Annotated in this window: 16 protein-coding genes; 7 read left to right on the top strand and 9 right to left on the bottom strand. The window is 66.9% G+C overall.

Translation table 11 applies throughout. From position 1 onward, the window contains the following. Positions 1 to 328: 328 nt before the first annotated feature. The 3 genes from GTK09_RS21555 to GTK09_RS21565 all read right to left on the bottom strand — a co-directional run bounded on the left by GTK09_RS21555 (position 329) and on the right by GTK09_RS21565 (position 4,230). Positions 329 to 1,339, bottom strand: a complete 1,011-nt coding sequence (locus GTK09_RS21555; RefSeq protein ID WP_163465469.1) for a DUF4424 domain-containing protein — start codon at positions 1,337 to 1,339, stop codon at positions 329 to 331. A 162-nt stretch (positions 1,340 to 1,501) separates the two neighbouring features. Then, positions 1,502 to 3,589, bottom strand: a complete 2,088-nt coding sequence (locus GTK09_RS21560; protein WP_163465470.1) for a TRAP transporter large permease — start codon at positions 3,587 to 3,589, stop codon at positions 1,502 to 1,504. Next, positions 3,586 to 4,230 carry a TRAP transporter small permease subunit gene (locus tag GTK09_RS21565; RefSeq protein ID WP_163465471.1) on the bottom strand — a complete coding sequence of 215 codons (645 nt, stop codon included), beginning with the start codon at positions 4,228 to 4,230 and terminating at the stop codon, positions 3,586 to 3,588. The genes GTK09_RS21560 and GTK09_RS21565 overlap by 4 nt, the downstream gene beginning before the upstream one ends. Before the next feature lie 345 nt (positions 4,231 to 4,575). Here GTK09_RS21565 and GTK09_RS21570 point away from each other — a divergent pair, with 345 nt between their 5' ends. Beyond that, complete coding sequence (locus GTK09_RS21570) at positions 4,576 to 4,839, top strand: hypothetical protein (RefSeq protein WP_163465472.1); 264 nt, start codon at positions 4,576 to 4,578, stop codon at positions 4,837 to 4,839. A gap of 285 nt (positions 4,840 to 5,124) precedes the next feature. On the opposite strand, the gene GTK09_RS21575 is transcribed toward GTK09_RS21570, so the two are convergent. After that, positions 5,125 to 5,424: a hypothetical protein gene (locus GTK09_RS21575; protein ID WP_163465473.1), complete on the bottom strand. Its 300-nt coding sequence runs from the start codon at positions 5,422 to 5,424 to the stop codon at positions 5,125 to 5,127. 136 nt (positions 5,425 to 5,560) lie between these two features. Between GTK09_RS21575 and GTK09_RS21580 the strand changes: the two genes are divergently transcribed. The 3 genes from GTK09_RS21580 to GTK09_RS21590 all read left to right on the top strand — a co-directional run bounded on the left by GTK09_RS21580 (position 5,561) and on the right by GTK09_RS21590 (position 7,890). Then, positions 5,561 to 6,511, top strand: coding sequence for a LysR substrate-binding domain-containing protein (locus tag GTK09_RS21580; RefSeq protein WP_163465474.1), 951 nt, complete (start codon positions 5,561 to 5,563; stop codon positions 6,509 to 6,511). A 19-nt stretch (positions 6,512 to 6,530) separates the two neighbouring features. Continuing rightward, positions 6,531 to 7,172: a regulatory protein RecX gene (locus tag GTK09_RS21585; RefSeq protein ID WP_163465475.1), complete on the top strand. Its 642-nt coding sequence runs from the start codon at positions 6,531 to 6,533 to the stop codon at positions 7,170 to 7,172. Positions 7,173 to 7,326: 154 nt separating this feature from the next. After that, positions 7,327 to 7,890, top strand: a complete 564-nt coding sequence (locus GTK09_RS21590; RefSeq protein ID WP_163465476.1) for a type 1 glutamine amidotransferase domain-containing protein — start codon at positions 7,327 to 7,329, stop codon at positions 7,888 to 7,890. Positions 7,891 to 7,917: 27 nt separating this feature from the next. Here the strand turns inward: GTK09_RS21590 and GTK09_RS21595 are convergent, their stop codons facing one another. Both GTK09_RS21595 and GTK09_RS21600 read right to left on the bottom strand, forming a co-directional pair. Further along, on the bottom strand, positions 7,918 to 9,888 hold the full coding sequence (locus tag GTK09_RS21595; protein WP_163465477.1) for a GumC family protein: 1,971 nt from the start codon (positions 9,886 to 9,888) through the stop codon (positions 7,918 to 7,920). Positions 9,889 to 10,127: 239 nt separating this feature from the next. Further along, positions 10,128 to 11,300 (bottom strand): endo-1,4-beta-xylanase, encoded by a 1,173-nt coding sequence (locus GTK09_RS21600; RefSeq protein WP_246218054.1) that lies wholly within the window; start codon positions 11,298 to 11,300, stop codon positions 10,128 to 10,130. Positions 11,301 to 11,328: 28 nt separating this feature from the next. Here GTK09_RS21600 and GTK09_RS21605 point away from each other — a divergent pair, with 28 nt between their 5' ends. Continuing rightward, on the top strand, positions 11,329 to 12,639 hold the full coding sequence (locus GTK09_RS21605) for a lipopolysaccharide biosynthesis protein (protein WP_163465478.1): 1,311 nt from the start codon (positions 11,329 to 11,331) through the stop codon (positions 12,637 to 12,639). On the opposite strand, the gene GTK09_RS21610 is transcribed toward GTK09_RS21605, so the two are convergent. From GTK09_RS21610 to GTK09_RS21620, 3 genes are all read right to left on the bottom strand, one after another. Next, positions 12,611 to 13,489, bottom strand: coding sequence for a DUF6492 family protein (locus GTK09_RS21610; protein WP_163465479.1), 879 nt, complete (start codon positions 13,487 to 13,489; stop codon positions 12,611 to 12,613). The genes GTK09_RS21605 and GTK09_RS21610 overlap by 29 nt on opposite strands. 77 nt (positions 13,490 to 13,566) lie before the next feature. Continuing rightward, a complete protein-coding gene (locus tag GTK09_RS21615) occupies positions 13,567 to 14,376 on the bottom strand; it encodes a WecB/TagA/CpsF family glycosyltransferase (protein WP_246218056.1) in 810 nt (269 codons plus the stop codon). Then, positions 14,367 to 15,614, bottom strand: a complete 1,248-nt coding sequence (locus GTK09_RS21620) for a glycosyltransferase (RefSeq protein WP_163465480.1) — start codon at positions 15,612 to 15,614, stop codon at positions 14,367 to 14,369. Before GTK09_RS21620 ends, GTK09_RS21615 begins: the two co-directional genes overlap by 10 nt. A 217-nt stretch (positions 15,615 to 15,831) precedes the next feature. On the opposite strand from GTK09_RS21620, the gene GTK09_RS21625 reads away from it, so the two are divergent. Both GTK09_RS21625 and GTK09_RS21630 read left to right on the top strand, forming a co-directional pair. Further along, positions 15,832 to 16,809, top strand: coding sequence for a glycosyltransferase family 2 protein (locus tag GTK09_RS21625; protein WP_163465481.1), 978 nt, complete (start codon positions 15,832 to 15,834; stop codon positions 16,807 to 16,809). Continuing rightward, on the top strand, positions 16,778 to 18,094 hold the full coding sequence (locus GTK09_RS21630) for an O-antigen ligase family protein (protein WP_163465482.1): 1,317 nt from the start codon (positions 16,778 to 16,780) through the stop codon (positions 18,092 to 18,094). Before GTK09_RS21625 ends, GTK09_RS21630 begins: the two co-directional genes overlap by 32 nt. The last annotated feature ends 182 nt before the right edge of the window (positions 18,095 to 18,276 follow it).

The raw sequence follows: 18,276 nt of genomic DNA on the forward strand, positions 1-18,276 counted from the left end.
AGGCTCTCGCCAACCGCTCCGGCTCGAAAAAGCTCGCTCTCGTAGCCGTCGCGCACAAGCTGCTCGTCGTCCTCAATGCCATGCAACGCGACCAAAAGGCGTTCGCATGAACACAGTTGCCAGGGGCGCCCGCCGCAACATCGGCCGCTTCCACCTGTTGTGGCTGAAGCCAAGAGCGCTCGATGATCTCTGGATTCTCGGGACGGGGCCCGAGAATGACGAGGCGTCTTATGTCGCCCACGTACTTCTACGCTCGGATGCCTTTGGGAATGTCATGCCCACGAAGCTCCGATGCGATGCGTGAAACGTGTACGACGCAGCCGCCCGCCTATTCCTCCGTCGGCGCGACCAGGATCAGCACGTGCAGATCCTCCTTCGGGAGGAAATCGCGATAGACCACCTCGAACTTCGTCGGCGCGATCTTCTTCACGCCGCTGGCGCAGAAGCTGACGAGGTTCTTCGGCGCGCCCTTGTCGACGACGAGCCGGAAGGTGCCGATGGGCTTGGCCCAATTGGAACCGGTGGTCAGCACATAGTCGATCTTGCTGTCCTGATAGGTGACGCCGCCATCGGGGCCCAGCGCCGCCTCCGCCTTCTTTACCGCGCGCACGATGTCGTCTTCGATGCAGTAGCGGGCGTTGAATTCCCGCGTCTCCTCCGGCGAGAAATAAGACGCGCCGACGTCGGTCGCGACGAAACTCGCCACCGAGGGCTTGTAGCTGTGGGCGACCTTCACCGTCGCGCCCGGCGGGAAGGTCTGCTCCCAGTGATAGGCGAGGCGGATCGACCAGAGCGGTGCCAGGTGCCGCTCCCAGCCCTTGCCGGCGTCGTATTCCTCGACGGTGGCGATCCCGTCCTTCACCAGCGCCTGCTGCTCTGCCTCCGGCAGTGCGTCGAGAGCCGCGACGACGGTGCCGCCGAAGGGGGCCAGGGGAATGCCGAGCTTTTCCAGCCTCTCGGTGATGATCTTGCCGTCGTGCAAGGCTGCCCGGTCGATGGTCATTTCCACCGGCTTGCCGTCCACCCTCGTCTCGAACAGGAACGGGTCGTCCGGATCGTCTGACGGCAGGTGGACATTGCCGCCATAGGGATCGATGGCGAGGTCAGGAAGCGGAAAGGCGACCGTCGTCGTCACCGGCGCGTCGCTGACATTGACGAATTCGTAGTCGACGGTGATCCGATCGAGCGAGATCGACAGATCTTCGCGGCGCATCTCGATCGCATCGGTCTTGGTGAGGACCAGTCCGCCAGCGGCGAAATTGGCGGTGGAATCATTGGCGAGCGCCGGACCCGCCGCAACGAAAAGGAGGATGGCGGAGACGAATCCACGAAACGGCAAGCTGCACCCCCAAGCGGCCGCGTCGACAACGACGCAGCGTCAGTCGCGGCGACATTGCTCCGGCATCGGGCCGGCCGCAAGTCCTCCTCGAACGGCAAAAGCCAGCGGCTTCGAAGACCGCTGCGTCCGGCTTTGAAAGCCGCAGGCGTCGCGGTGCCGCTGTCAGTTGAAGGATGGCGGCTGCGAGAGGTCCATGCCGGCCGGCGCCCCATTGCCCGTTGCGGTTCCGTTCGCCGGCGTCTGCGATCCGCCGGGCTGCGACGGCTCGACGATACCGGCGCCGTTGCGGTCGGCTTCGCCGGCTCCGGATGGTGCGGCTTTGCCCGACCCGGCCGCCGGCGCGGGCGCGCCGCTTGCTGCCGGCGGGTTGCCGAGTTGCAGCGGCGGCAGCCCGAAGGCCGGTGCCTGGCCGGTCTGCCCTGCACCGCCCTGGCCGGCAGCCCCTGGCGCCGAACCAGTCTGACCGGTCGCTCCGCCCGTCTGCGGCGCCGGCTGGCTGCCGGGGAAACTCACCGGCGGCAGGCCGAAGCCGCCGTTGTTTCCGGCTCCGCCGGATGCACCGCCCCCACCGGCGCCGCTGCTGCCGCCGAGCGGCGGCAGGCCGAAATTCGGCGCCCCGCCATTGCCGTCGTTGCCGCTGCCGAAACCCGGCACCTTGAAGTCCTGGGAACTGGGCGGCGGCGCCTCGCTCTTGTAGCGCATCACCATGCCCGGGAAGGCGATGGTGAGGCCGACCATGACCACCTGGATGCAGACGAAGGGCACGGCGCCCCAATAGATCTGCCCGGTCGTCACCGGCGCCATCTTCTTGCCGGTGATGCGGTCGAGATAGGGCACCTTCGCCGCCACCGAGCGCAGATAGAACAGCGCGAAGCCGAAGGGCGGATGCATGAACGACGTCTGCATGTTGATGCCGAGGAGGACGCCGAACCAGATCAGGTCGATGCCGAGCTTGTCGGCCGCCGGCGCGAGCAGCGGCACGATGATGAAGGCGAGCTCGAAGAAGTCGAGGAAGAAGGCGAGGAAGAAGACCAGCACGTTGACGACGATGAGGAAGCCGGTCTCGCCGCCGGGCACCGAGGTCAACAGCTCCTCGACCCAGATATGGCCGTTGACGCCGTAGAAGGTCAGCGAGAACACCCGCGCGCCGATCAGGATGAACAGGACGAAGGCCGACAGCTTGGTCGTCGCTTCCATCGCCTGGACCATCAGGGCGGTGTTCAGCTTGCGCTTGCCGAAGGCGAGGATCAGCGCGCCGACGGCGCCCATGGCGCCGCCCTCGGTCGGCGTTGCGACGCCGAGAAAGATGGTGCCGAGGACGAGGAAGATCAGTGCCAGCGGCGGGATCATCACGATGATCACCTGCTGGGTGAGGTAGGAGAGAAGCTTCAGCTTCAGCGCCTTGTTGAGGACGGCGACGGTGTAGATCGCCACGACGCCGACGACGGCGCCCCAGATTCCCGCTCCCTGCAGCACATGGCCTTCGAGATAGAGGGTCGCGAGGTAGGAAAGGGCGCCTGCCGCGATCAGGCTGAGAATGAGCGAGGTGATGCCGCCGCCGAGGGTGCGCGCTTCCGGCGGCAGGGCCGGAGCCGAGCCGGCGCGGAACATCGTCATGGCGAAGATGTAGAAGACGTAGAGGCCGGTCAGCACGAGTGCCGGCACCAGCGCGCCGGAATACATGTCGCCGACCGAACGGCCGAGCTGGTCGGCGAGGACGATCAGGACCAGCGACGGCGGGACGATCTGGGCGAGTGTGCCGGACGCCACGATCACGCCCGAAGCGAGCCTGCGGTCGTAGCCGTAGCGCAGCATGATCGGCAGCGAGATCAGCCCCATGGCGATCACCGAGGCGGCGACGACGCCCGTCGTCGCGGCGAGCAGCGCCCCCACGAAAATCACCGCATAGGCGAGGCCGCCGCGCAGCGGGCCGAACAGCTGCCCGACGGTCTCCAGCAGGTCCTCGGCCATGCCGGAGCGTTCGAGGATCAGCCCCATGAAGGTGAAGAACGGGATCGCCAGCAGCGTGTCGTTCGACATCACCCCGCCGAAGAAGCGGTCCGGCAGGGCGCCGAGCAGCGGCCAGAACAGGTTGATGTCGTTGGACAGCGGCGCCAGCTCGACGCCGATGACGAAGAAGGCGAGGCCGATTGCCGACAGCGAGAAGGCGACCGGATAGCCGAGGAGCAGCACCACCACGAGGGTGGCGAACATGATCGGGGCGAGGTTGTGGGCGATGAACTCGATCACCGGCGTGGCTCCCCGCTGGTAAGGGTTCCCGGCGCGCCGGTGGGTTTCTCCGTGCCGCCCAGCGGCGCGTCCGGGGCGAGCACCGAAAGCTCCATCGCTTCCGCGGCGTGGCTGGCGCCCTGCGGCGTCTCGTCCGGATAGCCGGCGAAGAGCACGGCGCCGCGCTTGATCAGCTCGGAGATCCCCTGCAGCAAAAGCAAGAGGAAGCCGCCCAGAAGCAGCGCCTTGGCCGGCCAGATGATCAGGCCGCCCGCATTGCCCGACCGTTCGCCGCTGGTGAAGGACTGCAGGACATAGGGCCAGAGCAGCCAGATCATCAACGCTGCGAAGGGCAACAGGATGACGATGTGGCCGACGAAGTCGATCCAGTCGCGCACGCGCTTCGACAGCGAATTCGAGACGATGTCGACGCGGATGTGCTCGTTGCGCTGCAATGTCCAGGCGGCGGCGAGCATGAAGATCGCGCCGAACAGATACCACTGCAGCTCGAGCCAGGCATTCGAGGAAATGTCGAAGAGCTTGCGGATCACCGCATTGCCGGCGCTGACCAGCACCACGACGAGGACCAGCCACGACACCCCCCGCCCGACGAAGGTCGTGACCCTGTCGATGCCGCGCGCAAAGGCCATGAGAGCCGACATGCGGCATCCCCCCAAAACCGTCGGGGATCGACGTTTCAGGGCCGGCCCTTGCCGGCTCGTCGTCCACCGCTTCATCTTTGTCGATCCGGCGGAGCCGCCGGTTGTCAGGAGACGAGGCGACAATGTCGCCGCGTGAAAGTCCGGTTGCGTTAAGCAAAATCACGCCATTGCGCAAGAGTGGCGATCATCGTGTCATGGTAAGCGCAAGTTACCACTCGGGAGATCGTGCGGCCGACGGGCAGGGGACTTTCGCCGCGGCGCGGCAGCCCGTGCCGGGGCGAGGACAGGCGCGGTGAAATTGCGCGCTGCGCCGAGAGCGTATGGACAGGCGGGAGCAATCGGGCCATGTCGTCGGCGATGAGCGAAGAACCCGCCCCGCATTGGCCGCGCTTCATGACCGACAAGGAGTTGAGGGCCTATTTCGGCCTCTCCGAGCGGGCGCTCAAGCGCTATCGCGATTTGAAGGAATTTCCCCAGAAGGACGTGGTGGCGGGGAAGACCGATTCGGCGGCCGTCGCGCGGTTCTTCGACTGGGTGGCGGGAATTGCAGAACGGCCGCCGCGGCCGAACAGCCGGTATCTGCCGTCGAGTGAAAAGCCCAAGGCTTGAGCAGGGCGCCGTAACGGACTGCCGAACGACCGAATGGCCTGATGCTGCGCTGGCCGGGCGAAGACGCCGGTGTGCGGCGAATCGCGCTTCTGCAACAGGCTTCTGCTGCGGTGGGCGCCCCACCGAAGGGCGGGACGCCGGAAGGTCGTCGATGTCTCCGAACTCAAAGCTCGGGGTCCGAAAGCGGCACAAATCGATTTGCCATCATGTGCCTGGCGGGATCGGAACTCGCCGATCTGGCTCAGGCGTCGCGGCGAAGGTCGCGATCGTGACGCCAGCCCACGCTCACTTGCCGAACGTGGCGCCCGAACCGGGTACGAGGACGCTCGGACGGACGTGCGAGGAGTCCGTCTCCGCCGATGTCTGGTCGTCGACGTTGCGACGCAGCGCGGATGCGGGCGCATTATAGGTGCGGGTCGAGCCTGTCGTGACGGCATCGTCGGACCGGACCTTCGGAGCGGGCTGGACCTGGGGCGCCTCGTAGAAGTCTGCGCCCGAGCCCGGCACGAGACCTGCGGCGAAGGACGTCGCCGGGGCGGCGAGCAGCCCGCCCATTGCGACCGCGATGGTGAGATATGTCTTCATCGTCGTTTTCCTGTTTCGACTGGACACCAGGGCGACGACAAAATGTCGCAGCCGGTCCTGTCGCTGGTCTATCCTTGCAACACGAACTGCTGTAGAGCCATGAGCGGGACATCCTGTCCCATTTGTGGGACATGAGATGCGCGACCTGAACGACTTCCGCTATTTCGAGGCCGTCGTGCGTAACGCTGGTTTCAACGCCGCCTCGCGGGACCTCGGGGTCAGCAAGTCGACGCTGTCGCGCCGGATCCTCGCGCTCGAACAGGATCTCGGCGTCCGCCTGATCGAGCGGACCACCCACAGTTTCTCCGTGACGGCGGTCGGCAACGAATTCTACGAAAAATGCCGCGTCGCGGTGACGGAACTGGAATCGGCGGAGATGCTGGCGACGGCGATGAGCGCCGAGCCGCGCGGCCTCGTGACCGTCGCCTGCCTGCCAGGGGCCTGCGCCGCGACCCTTGGGGCCGGACTGCCCGACTTCCTCGATCGATATCCCAAGGTGAAGATCCGCATGGTGATTGGCCAGCGGCGATTCGACCTGGCCGAAGAACACATCGACGTGGCAATCCGCGGCAGCCGGCTGGACCAGCCGGGGGATGGCGATCTGGTCATCAAGCGGATCGCCGACATCGCCTCCCGACTGGTTGCCAGCCCGCAATATCTCGCGCGCGCCGGCTCTCCCTCCACTCCGGAGGAGATCTCGCGCTTTGCGACGATCGCGCGCGATGCGGGCGAGGCCGGCGAAACGGAAGTCTGGCGGCTGGTGCATCGCAGCGGCGAGGCGCGCACCGTTCGGATCGAGCCGCGGATCGTCGCGCAATCCCTGGCGGTGCATGCCCAGGCGGTCAAGCGAGGCGGCGGCATCGCCTTGTTGCCGGAGCCGTTCACGGCCGGCATGATCCGTTCGGGAGAGCTCGTCCGGGTGCTGCCCGCTTGGGCGGGCGAGGGCGAGACGCTGCATATCGCCTTCACCTCCCGCCGCGCCATGTTGCCCGCCGTGCGGGTGTTCATCGATTTCGCCCACGCCCAGCTGCGGGGATTGCTGCGCGGCACATGCGACAGCCTCGCCGACTTCGTCGATGCGGCCTGAGCGGCCCGAGGCAGAGCGCATGTCGGAAGACGACTTCGAGACGGAAAACCGCGCCGGGCGGCCGGCGCCGCCCGGCGCCGAGGTCGCGGCGGAGGCTTCGCCGGACACCGCACGATCGACGAAACGCTCGCCACGGGTGAAGCCCGTCAGCGCCGATTGGCTGATGCGGGCCGCCAGCTACTATCTCGAGCGATACGCCACATCGGCGGAGAACCTGCGCCGGGTGCTTCGGCGCAAGGTGAAGCGACGGGCAGGGGAGGCAGGCGAGGACGCCGGCCAATACGAGCCGCTGATCGAGACGACACTGGCGCGCTTCGCCGAACTCGGCCTGCTCGACGATCGCGCCTATGCTTCGGCCCGGCTCTCGAGCCTTCGCCGCAAGGGCACGTCGCGCAGGATGGCGACGGCGAAGCTGCAAGAGAAGGGGTTGCCGCGCGAGGTGGTCGAAACGGCACTCGAAGGTGACCAGACCGGCGAAGCGGAGGCTGCGGCCGCCTATGCGCGCCGCCGCCGTTTCGGTCCGCATCGAAACCCCGGGCGTGAGGATCGCCGCGACAAGGAAATCGCCGCCATGGTCCGGGCTGGCTTTTCGGCGAGGCTTGCGATCGCCGCCATCGACGGCACGATCGAACCCGACGAAAGCGTGGCGCGGCCCGATTGAATAATCCCACCAGTGATTTGCCCGATTCTTGCCACGGAACCTCGCGCCGTTGCTGCCGTTCTCCCCACGAACGACACGAACAGGCTTGCGGCTCCCAGGGGCGACCAGACGTCGCCCTTGGGAGGTGCCGCGCCCAGATACAGGGACAATCACGATGCCGAAGATTACCGAAGCGACAATCGCCATTCTTGCCACCGACGGCTTCGAGCAGGCCGAACTCACCGAGCCTCTGGACAAGCTGCGCAAGGCCGGTGCCACGGTCCACGTCATCTCGCCCAAGGGCGGCGAGATCACCGGTTGGGACCAGGATCACTGGGACAAGAAGATCCCCGTCGACAAGGAGCTGTCGCAGGTCAAGACCACCGATTACGACGCGCTGGTTCTGCCGGGCGGCCAGATCAACCCGGACGTGTTGCGCGCCGACCCCAAGGTCGTCAGCTTCGTGCGCGAGTTCTTCAACTCCAAGAAGCCGCTCGCCGCGATCTGCCATGCGCCTTGGTTGCTGATCGAGGCGGACGTCGTGCGCGGCCGTGACGTGACGTCCTACAAGTCGATCAAGACCGACGTCGTCAACGCCGGCGGCAACTGGCAGGACGCCGAGGTGGTGGTTCACCAGGCGCTGATCACGTCGCGCAATCCGGGCGACCTGCCGGCCTTCATCGCGAAGATCATCGAGGAGGTCGAAGAGGGCCGCCACGAGGACCGCAAGGTCGCCTGATCCTCACGACGGAATTTCGAAGAAAGCCTATTCGGCCGGCGGCGTCCCCTGCGGATGCCGCCGGCTTCTTGCGTCGGCGAGATTGCGCTTGACGGCGAGGATGTCCTGCTGGAGCCGGGCGATGTCCTGGTTGTAGATCGTCTGCTCGCGATCGCCGGAGGACGCTTCGAGCCGTGCCTGCTCGGCAATCGTCCGCAGCCTTTCCCGCAGTGCCTCGCGTTCCGGCTTCGAGCGGACCGACCGGGCGAGCGGGCTCGCGATTTCGACCTGCGCTTCCGTCGCTTCTGCCGGCATGATCTGTTCCGGGCCGGAAGCCTTCGCCGGCTCCAGGACGGGGGCGCGCGGCGCGTGTGCCGGGACCGGGAGCGTTTCGGCCAGGGCCGCCTCCGCCCGTGAGACCCTCTCCGCCATGCCGCTTTCGGCGCGGACGACATCCGGCCGCGCCGACCGCCGCACCCGTTCGGGCGGGACGTGAACCGTCGGCCGCACCTGCGAGGCCAGGCTGGGCTCCTCGCTCGGCTTCTTCTCCGCCGTGAAATCGGCGTCGGCGCGGTCCGTGATGGGCTCGGAGCGATCCGGAGCGGGGCCGGCGATCAACCACGACCCGCGATCGGCGGTGGTCCGCGCATTGTTTCGTGAAAACCGCAATGCGCGCCGCAACACCCTGACGCAGGCGATCAGGCCGGCAAGGCCCAGTCCCAGCACGAAGCCACCCATCGTCGCCGCCACGACGGTAATCTTGCGGCTGGTGCTCGAGGGATCGAGCGGCGGATTGGCGGAGGAGATGACCCGCACGTTCGCCGTGTTCAGGCTTTCCTGCTCGCCGGTTTCCCGGGCCCGCAACAGGAAGGCCTCGTAGACCGCGCGGGAGGCGTCGACCTCGCGCTCGAGCTCCCGGAGCCGGACGAAGGACGAGCTGGTCTCGAGTTGCTTGTCCTTCAGATCGTTGACCTGGGCCGAAAGTTCCCGGTCCGTCTGTTCGGCCCGGGCGAGTTCGGTCTGGGCGCCGGAGACGATGCGCTCGAGTTCCTGGCGGATCGCGTCTCGGATCGAGCGCAGCGCGTCCTCGGAGGCGATGCGGCGCGGATGGCGGGGCCCGAGGGTCGCGGCAAGGGTGGCGTTCTGCTGGGCAAGATCGGAATAGGTGCTGCGCAGCCGCGACAGGCTGTCGGATGTCAGCTCTTCCGGCAGCGTGCCCTTGACGACGTCGTCGACGCTGGCGTTCCGCATCTGGTCGGCCCGCACGCGCAGTGCCGTCATCTCGCCGCGGGCCTTGGCGAGCTGGTCGTTGATGCGCACGATGTAGTCGTCGTCGACGAGCCGCCCGCCGACGCCGACGAGCCGGTTCTCGCTCTTGTAGGCCTCGGCGGCGCGCTCGGCCTCGACGACGCGCTGGCGAAGCTCTGCCAGCCGCGAGGAGAGCGCGTCGCTCGCCCGCCGGGCGGTGTCCGACTGGACCTTGCCCAGTTGCTCGATGAAGGAATCGGCGACGAGATTGGCGAGTTTCGCCGACTTCTCCGGGTTGCGGGTGGTGACGGCCAGATTGATGACGAAGCTCTTCGGATCGCGGCTGACATGCAGCGCGTCGCGCAGGCCGGCGAGGGTCATCAGTTCGCGGCGGCGCTCGGTCTCCGGATCATCCGGGCTGGAGAACAGCGACAGGCTCGGGAAGAAGCTCTCCGCCTTGCCGTTGAACTCGGAATCCTCGGCGAGATCGGCCTTGTCGATGACCCGTTGCATGACGTCGTTCGAGTAGACGACGGAGATCTGGCTCTCGATCAGCGCCAGCGTCGCGTCGCTGGGCAGGCCGTTCGGCGTCACCTCGTTCTGCACCACCTTGATGTCGCGCGGGTCGATGAGGATCTCGGTCACGGCGGTGTATTTGTGCGGCGTGGCGAGCGCCATCAGGACGCCGACGACGAGCCCGAGCAGCGTCAGGAGGATGACGAGCCAGCGCAGCGACCAGACCTGGGCGAAGATCTCGAACGGATCGAACAACGGGCCGGTTTGCGCCTCTGCCGAAGACGAAGCGCGGACCGGCGCTGCAGGCGCGACCTTTCGGTTCGGGCTGGTCCTGGAACCGGCTCTAGCAAACATCCGCGCCACCGCAGCGTGAGAGAATCGACATCATCGCTCGCAAAATCGGCGCTTATGCTAAACAAACCCTTAACATCCGGAGCATTTGCGGATTTCTCCGCGCCGGCAACGCCCTGGCCGGCGCGAGGAGTCGCCCGCGGTCAGGCGACCGCCAGCCGCTTCCGGATGACGTCGAGCCACGGCTTGGGCCGGAGGTCGCGATCGAAGGGCAGGGGGCGGCTTTCGGCGCCGTCCGGGCGGGGCATGACGTCGTTGATCCAGCTGTAGCGGTCGGTCAGCCCCCAGGCGATCACCAGTTCCGGCGGCTTGTGGGCGAAGAGGGCGTCGAGGAACCGGGTGACCAGAGCGGCTGCGGTCTTGTCCTGAGCTTGCGGGTCGGGCGCCGACTTCCAGTCGATGACGTCAAGTTCGGTCACCAGGAGCTTCACGCCCAGCGCGTCGAGATCGCGGTGGAACCGGTCGATGGCGTCGACGTCGATGACCTTGTCGGCATAGAGGTGGCCCTGCATTCCGACGGCGTCGATCTTGACGTTGGCGTCCTGCAATTGCCGGACGATCGACAGGACGATGGTGCGGCGCTCGTCGTAATGCGGCCCCTTGTATTCGAGGTCGTACTCGTTGAGCGCGAGTTCGGCCGTCGGGTCGGCATTCGCCGCGGCCTTGAAGGCGATGGGAATATGGCGGGGGCCGAGGGTGCGCAGCCAATAGGTGTCGCGCAGCGAACGGTTCTCGTAGATCGGATCGTTGGCGACCACCTCGTTGACGACGTCCCAGCCGAGAAGCTTGCCCTTGTAGCGGTCGCCGACCCGTTCGATGTGCTCGACCAGCACGCGCTCGGCCTCCGAGGGGCTTTCGATCGCCTCCACCCAGCCCGGCGTCGCGCCCCACCAGACATGGCACGTCCCGCGGCTGGTCTTGCCGTTGGAAAGGGCGAAGTCGACCACCTTGTCCGCCGGCTCGAAGTCCCAGATGTCCCGTGTCGGGCGCATCAGGTTGAACTTCAGGGCGTTCATCGGCATCACGAGATCGCAGTGCTCGACGAAGAGCTGGCGATAGGCCGGGCCGCCATTCATCAGTTCGCTCTGGATCGCCGCGCCGAAGGGGACGCGCCGCCCGGCCGCACGGGCCGGCCCTGCCGCGCCGCCGGGCAGGGCCGAGACGATGCCCGCCGCGACGCCGCCGGCCAGAAGTGAACGACGCGTTAAGGTCGCCGTGCTAGTCCGATCGGGGAGGCCTGTGGTCGACGGGGCGGTCGACCGGCTTTCCATCTTTCCGGAAAGCCGGCGGTCTTCGATGTCGTCGACATTCCTCATCGGGCGACGCCTTTCGTGGGAAATCTTCATGTCACGGCGATCATTCTGGATCGAAAGATTTAAGGATAACTTAGATCTACTCAGAGACTACGCGTCGCTGCTCGCCGGTTCCGGCGGACGACTGGTGCTGTCCCTCGCCTATTTCGTTTCGGTGGCGAACGGTCTTTCCGTCGGGGATTTCGGCCTGTTCGCCACGGCCTCCGCGACCGGGATCGTCCTGTCGCGGATCGCCGGCTTCGGCTTCGTCTCGCCGCTCTACCGCACCGCGACCCGCCGCCCACAACTGATCGGTGCCTATACGGCGGGCTTTCTCGCCGCACTTTGCCTGTCGCTGCCGCTGGTGGCGATCGCCGCGATCGGCTTCTTCCTGGTCTTCTTCGATGGCGAAATGGCGCCCGCGGCCTTCATCGCCGTCGTCCTCGCCGAAGTCCTCTGCTGGCGTCTCCTGGAAGTCGTGGTGATCGTCAACAACGGCATGGGCCGGTTCTTCACCGGTGCCGTGATCGTGATCGTCGGCTCCGGGCTTCGGGCGTTGGCGGCGCTCGCCTTCGTCGGCCTCGGCGACGGCAGCCTCGTTACCTGGTCGCTCTACTATCTCGGCGCCAATCTTGTCGCGATGCTCGGCACGGTGATCGTCTGTTATCCCCGCCAGCGGCTCAGATGGACGCCGCGCCTTTACTTCGCCCGGATGCGCGACAGCCTCTCGGTCGCCGGCGCCGAAATCGTCTTCTACCTCCAGTCCGAGCTCGACAAGCTGCTGGTCCTGTCCTTCGGCGGGCCCCACACCGCCGGCATCTACGCGATCTTGATGCGGCTCATCGATCTGACTGCCCTGCCGATCCGTTCCTTCAACACGATGATCGTCCAGAAGCTGATGAAGACCCCCGGTCTTCTCTCGACCTGGCGGATCCGCTGGGGCCTCGAGGCGGGAATCGCCGCGGTTTCGATCGCCGGCCTCGGCTTTCTCGGCGGCGTCCTGCATTTCTTTCCGCGGGCGCTCGGCAACAATGTCGCCGACGCCGCACCCTTCGTCCTCGTCGCGCTTCTCGTGCCGGCCTTCCGCAACCTCGTCGAATACGAGAGCGAGCTTCTCTATGCGCGCGGCAGGACCGCGACGCGCGCCATGGTGCTGGCGCTGGTCGGGCTGATCAAGGCCGGGCTCCTGATCGCCCTCCTGCGGCATTTCCCGGACGACACGGCCTGGATCGCCGGCCTAAACGCGGTCTTCCTGGTGCTGTGGATGATTTCGGCCGCGGCGAGCTATACGGCGCTCGACTGGGACGCCCGATCGCCCCGCCGGCTCCTGAAATTCAGCGCAGCCCCGCAGCCCGGCGAATGAGGCCGGGATCGGTTGCGGTGAAGGACTGGATGCCGGCGGCGACCTGACCCGGTTTGAGATCCGCGACGAACCGTCCGAGGCTCTCCTCGTCCATCGGCGCGCCGGACCAGTACATCCGGCAGAACGAATCGGACGTCGGAAGGTACTGATCGATCCGGCCCTCGACCTCGTCGACGAAGCGCCCGTAGATCGTGCATTCCGACAGGATGCGGCTGCCGGCGAGCGTTGCCAGCCAGCTTCGGCCGGAAACCGCCTCGATCCGCTCGACCATGGCTTTCACGGCCTTCGTCCGCCAGGGAATGAGCGTCGCGACATAGCCGGTGTCGGTGGTCTCGGGCTCCTTTATGCCGAGAAATTCGCCGGCCTTCTTCGACCAGGCGAGATGCTCGTCCCGGTGTTCCGGCGTGACGTCCAAAATCGCCTCCGGCCGGCGGAAGAACAACGTCTTCCCGGCGGGCGAGAAGACCTCGGCGTCGAAGTCTTTGAGGAAAACCACGTCGGAATCGATCGAGACCATCACCTCTTCGTCGAGGCTCGCCGCAAGTGCGATCCGGCGCAGCTGCTGCACGTGCCAGCCGCGCAGCGGCCATCCGAAGGGCGACAGCCAGATCCGCCGCCGGCCGAAATTCGTCGGGTCGGGGAAGGGGCGCAGCCAGCCCGGCAGAAGGTCCCGCTCGTCGACGATCTCGCGCTTCGGCCCGGCCAGCTGTTTGAACAAAGGCACGTCCGCGGCCTCGACGAGGATCAGATGCCGCGTGTGCCCCTCAACGCGGGCATCCATGCTCTCGCAAAGCAGGCGGCAGCGTTCGAAGTCGCCGCGATAGCTGGCGGTGGCGATGGCCGTGGGCACGTCGGTCTCTCTCCGGGGTTGCTGCCCTGCAGCATAACCGCTCGGAGCCGGTTGCGGTGTATCGAATTGTCGCAACATCAATTTGGCCGCCGCCGCCCAGCGCCGCGCAGCCTGTCGAGGACAAGGTCCCGCAGAAACACCGGATTGCCGACGACGTAGCGCCGGAACAGCCGCTTCGGTTCCAGCACCAGGCGCCAGATCCATTCGGCCCGCAGCTTGCGCGCGAGCCGCGGTGCGCGTGGGACGTTGCCGGCAATGAAGTCGAACAGCGCCCCGACGGCGACGAAGACGGTGCCGTGGCGCTCGTCGAGATGATCGGCGATGAAGATCTCCTGGGCGGGCACGCCCATGGCGACGAGGACGATGTCGGGGCGCAGCGCCTCCAGGCGTTCGAGCACCGCCGGCCGCCCCGCGGTGCCGAAATAGCCGTCGGAAACGGCGACGATCTCATGCTGTGGCACCACTCTCGCGAGGTTTTCCGCTGCCTGCTCGGCAATGCCCGGCGCCGCGCCCACGAGCGCGATCCTGGTGGGGCGCGAGAGCGTCATGACCAGCCGCGGGATGAAGTCCGTGCCGTTGAGGTTTTCTGCGAAGGCGCGGCCGTAGAGGAGCTTCGCGCCGATGTCGACGCCGACGCCGTCGGGCAAAAGAAGAAAATCCGCGATCGCCGCCCGATAGGTCGCGTTGCGCCGCGCGACGTTGACGCAATGGGCGTTGACGAAGCCAACCCTGGTGAGCCGGCGCGCCGACAGCGCGGTCTCGATGCGTTCGATCGCCTCTCTGCCCGAAATGTCCGCGATCGCCACGCCGCCGATCGCCATATGTGGTGATCGACGGGTTGCGGTCGCGGCAGATTGGCGTGCAGTGTCGAGGGCTTTCATGAGCATGAGATACGTTCCGCGACTTCGGATGGCGCGGGCGTGCGGGCAGAATCCGGCAACATGGTTACTGACGACGTGCCGGCCGCCGCAGCGAAGATGGCCAGCCCACGGGTGATCCCGGCGTCGAGCGCGGCGCGCTGGCGGTCCGCAAATCTCGCCCCGTCGAGGCGAAGAGCGCCGCCGGCGCGCTCGGCTGCGACGAGCTCGGCGATCCCGTCGGCAAAGGCCCGAGGCTCATCCGCCACGCGCACGTTTTCCGGCACGGCATCGATGCCGCGGAGCGCCGCCCGCGTCGCGACGGCGGGGAGCCCTTCCTCGAAGGTCTCGATCGTCTTCAACTGCACGCCTGTGCCCCCCTTCGTCGCCAGCGCGACGACGCGGGAAGCCCGCACGAAGCCCTGCGCGTCCGGCACCCGGCCGACGAAGCGGACGTTCGCCGGGACCTGCGGCGGCGGACCGTCCATCCGGCCGGCGATGGCGACCGTGACGCCGGCCGGCAGAAGCGGCACCACCTTTTCGAGAAACCAGTCGAGACCGACGCGGTTCGGCGCCCAGCTCCAGGTGCCGATCAGCCCGACGTCCTGATGGCGCTTGCCGTCGTCCGCGATCTTGCCGTCCCGGCCGATCGACAGCGCCAGCGGCACCGCACGGTGGTCCCCCGCGAGCCCGAGGCCGGCGCGGTCGTCGCCGCTCAGCGTGTGGATGACCGCCGCCTGCCGGCAGATCCGCGTCTCTTCCCGCCGCAGGATCCGCGCCTCGCGGCCGTAGAGCAATCGGTTGAGGGGATCGGCGGCATTCGCCGCATTCTCCTCGGCCGAGCGATGTTCGACGTTGTGGGCGACGAAGATCGCGGGTTTGTCGGTGGCAAGGAAGGGATAGGCGATCGGCATCTGCACCGAATTGAGCACGTAACCGTCGACGGGGCCTGCCTCCGCCAGCCGCCGCATCAGGCCGGAGCGCGAATGACGGGCGAGTTTCTCGGCCGAGACGGTCCGCCCGGAGGACAAGGCGCCGAAAAGCCAGAGCGCCTTCTGCCGCGCGGTCGCGGCGGCGTTCTCGAGAACGATGGTGCCGAGGTCGATCTCGCCGTCTTCCGCCGGCCGAGCGCTGTCGCGCCGAAAGCCTGCGACGGTCAGGCGGACGCCCTGCCGCCGATAGGCGGAGATGATGGCCGCATTGGCGATTTCGAAGCCGGTCGTGGCGACGCCATCGGGAAGCAGCGAGGATAGAAAAAGGAGATGCATTCGCTCAGCCCGAATACCGGTCGATCGCACGAATGTAAGCGAGACATGTTTCGATCGGCCTAACTTCCGTGACGGAATTCGGCCTTTCGGCAGTTTGTCGCGAATTCGGGAGGGGTGGGGCGGCAGGCCGGCCGCAATTTGCGCCGAAGAGGCCAGACTTTCTTCACCAAGCCTCGTTTATCGTGCGGCAAAGCCCCGAACCACTCGGAAATCGCCCATGTCGCAGACGATCACCGTTGAATGCGTTTCCCCGCAGCTTGACGGCACGGCGATCGACACGGTCGTGACCCTGCCGACCTTCCGCCGGCCGGAGCATCTGCTCCTTACCCTGGCGAGCCTTTCGGCCCAGCGTGGCGCGCCGCGGTTCGCCGTGATCGTCATGGAGAACGACGCCGAAGGGCGGGCGGGGCTCGATGCCGCGCGGCCTTTGTTCGACGCCGGGGCGATCGAAGGTCTCGTCCTCGTCGCCCACGAGCGCGGCAACTGCTCGGCCTACAATGCCGGCTGGTCGACGGCGCTCGAACGCTTTCCGGCGATGCGCAATCTCCTCGTCATCGACGACGACGAGGTGGCGGCGGAGGACTGGATCGCCCGGATGATCGCGGTTGCAGACGATCTCGGCGTCGACATCGTCGGCGGGCCGCAGGTGCCGAAGTTCGAGGCGGGCGCGCGCACGCAATACGAGAACCATCCCGTCTTCACCCCGCACTACCGGGCGACGGGCACCGTCCCGATCCTGTTTTCCTCCGGCAACGTCCTGATCCGCCGCGAGGTGCTCGAAGCGATGGGCGCGCCCTTCCTCGACACCGCCTTCAACTTTATCGGCGGCGGCGACGCCGACTTCTACTCGCGCTGCCGCGAGCGCGGCTTCCGCTTCGGCTGGTGCGCCGAAGCGCCGGTTTTCGAGACCGTGCCGTCGCGCCGGACGGAGTTTTCCTGGCTCAACGCCCGCGGCCTGCGCAACGGGGCGATCTCGGCGATCATCGAGCGGCGCCGCGGCGGCCGGCACGGGGCGCCCAAACGCATCGCCAAGAGCCTCGGGCTTCTCGCCGCCTCGCCCTGGCGCTCGCTGCGGCTCGGCCTCGGCACGGGCTCGGCGACGATCGGCCTTTATCACTGCCAGGTCGCCGTCGGGCGGCTGATGGCCGAGTTCGGACGGGTCAATGAGCAATACCGCCAGGCTGAACGGAACTGACGCCGGGCCGGCGGCTGCGGCCGTCGACTGGATCGGCTTCGCCGGCTTTCTCGTTTCGGCCGCGGTGCTGACGGCCGTCCTCGTCACCTTCACGCCCTTCGTCGTTACCTTCGACGGCAACCAGAATTCCGGCGATCTCGCCAACCAGCTCGGCTATTCCGGCCTCGCAGCCATGGTTCTGGCCGGCCATCTGATGCTGTCGGACCGCCATGTCGTCATCTCGCTGCTGCGCCCGACATGGATCCTCATGGCGGCCTGGCTGTTCGCCAGCGCCTTGTGGGCGCCGAGTCCCGAAAATGCCGTCCGCTCGGCCCTGTTCACGCTGCTCGCCATGACGGCGGTGACCGGCGTCTACACCTTTCCGAAGGATGGTCGGGCATTCCGCTTCGTGCTCGTCGTCGCGGCGATGGCGGTTCTCGTGATGTCCTATTTCGGCATCCTCGTCTGGCCGCAACTCGCCATCCACGACGGCTCGGGACCGGAAGCCCAGCATGCCGGCCTGTGGCGCGGCATCTATTCCCACAAGAACGTCGCCGGCTCGGTGATCGGCTCGCTGTTCTTCTTCGGCATCTATCTGATGCGCGCCCGCATGGTCTGGTGGGGTCTCACGATCGCCGGCCTGTCCGCGAATTTCGTGCTGCATACGGGTTCCAAGACCGCGACTGGCCTCCTCCCACTCGTCACGCTGATCGTCATCTTCGGCCGGCTGATCGGCGGGCGCATCGTTCTGTCCTTCTGCGTCTTTGCCGCCGTCGTGGTGATGGCGCTGCTGACACTCGGCACGATTTTTTCGCCGACCCTCGACGCCATCGTCCAATGGGCGGTGCCCGGCACGACCTATACCGGCCGCATGGACCTGTGGCGCTTCGCCGTCGAGGTCTGGCGTGGGCACGAATGGACGGGCTTCGGCCTCAACGCCTTCTGGCAGACCCTCGTCGTCGCCGGCACGGAGAGGAACTTCGAGCTCTCCTGGGATCCGCGCGGCAGCCCCAACGCCCATAACGGCTATCTCGACATCGCCATTTCGATGGGCATTCCCGGCCTCGTCCTCGCCGTCATCATGCTGGTGATCCTGCCGCTCGTCGACTATGCGCGGATCAGCCGCGATCCCGAGAGCACGCAGCTCGGCGATTCGCTCCTGATGATCCTCTTTTATCTGCTCTTGAATTCGTTCCTCGAGAGCTTCCTCTTCGAGCGCGCCAATCCGGTGTGGATGATGGTGTGGTTCGCGGTGGTGGGCCTGAGGCTGCTGGCCCGCCACAGGGTGGAGCAGCCGGGGGAGTGACCTCGCCGGCAGATTGGCCAGTCAGTGCCGTGCGAGGGGAGGCGTTTCTCGCCGAGATCGGGTGGTGGCATTCACACATCCTGTCCGCTTCATCGGCAGTCTCGTGCGAGGCGGCATCGGCGTGGAAGGATGCTCGCTGAGATTGAAGCTTCGTCATCCCGGCCCCCGAGCCGGGACCCATT

It is taken from the genome of Jiella pacifica (assembly GCF_010500815.1).
Taxonomy (GTDB): domain Bacteria; phylum Pseudomonadota; class Alphaproteobacteria; order Rhizobiales; family Rhizobiaceae; genus Jiella; species Jiella pacifica.